This window comes from Alteromonas sp. KUL49 (genome assembly GCF_006538345.1).
Lineage (GTDB): Bacteria > Pseudomonadota > Gammaproteobacteria > Enterobacterales > Alteromonadaceae > Alteromonas.
In genome coordinates this window covers 1-811 of sequence record NZ_BJKL01000039.1, presented here as the reverse complement: position 1 = coordinate 811, position 811 = coordinate 1, and the positions used below count along the sequence as shown (strand labels likewise).

The 811-nt window shown below is 42.5% G+C and carries 1 tRNA gene; it reads left to right on the top strand.

The annotated features are described in order from the left end of the window. Positions 1-160 precede the first annotated feature (160 nt). Positions 161-237 (top strand) — tRNA-Ile (locus tag EYS00_RS20415). The last annotated feature ends 574 nt before the right edge of the window (positions 238-811 follow it).

Genomic DNA, 811 nt, shown 5'->3' with positions numbered 1-811 from the left:
ACTTTGCTTCATAGTAGAGAGCTAAAGCAAAGTGTTATTGCGATGAGTTGGTTTGTAGTGGTGCGCGACTTGAGGAGCGATGAAGGAGCATGCATAAAGTATGTGACTGAAGAGTGACGAAACCAAGCGCGGCAATACGAGCCAAGGCAGAAGCAAGAACAGGCTTGTAGCTCAGCTGGTTAGAGCGCACCCCTGATAAGGGTGAGGTCGGCAGTTCAAGTCTGCCCAAGCCTACCAATTCTACTTGCTTGCGTTACTTTGAACGCTGTGATGCTCAAGTGCTACTCGCACATTGCGCTTCTCGCCTTCAAACTAACTTTATCAAGCGAATTGGTTGATGAATATAAGTGCGATGTTGGACCTGAATCCTAATGAATATTTACTTTTTGAGTAAGCATTGATTAGGGTTTTTTACCCTAAGGTGGGTAAGCGATACTCTTGAGAGTACTGTTTGTCCTCCTTGCGCAAAAGTCGAGGTGCTACGCACAACGATTTTGCACGAAAAGTTCTTTAACAATTTGGAAAGCTGATATTAATAGTAATCAATCAAAATTGAGTAACTGAGATGTCGAAAGACGTTCTTACTACTCTACTTGACGAATTGCTTGTTATCGATTTGATTGATAACAAGGTAAATCACGATTAGCTTGTCATGCATACAACATTACCCAACCTGAATTCAAAAGGCGGGTTAAAAGCGATGAGTTGGTTTCTAGGCGAATGAATCGACGAACGAGCGAAGGCGCATACATAACGTATGTAACTGAGTGAGTGAGGAAAATTCATGAAGCATAGGAAGCAAATCAGAAGG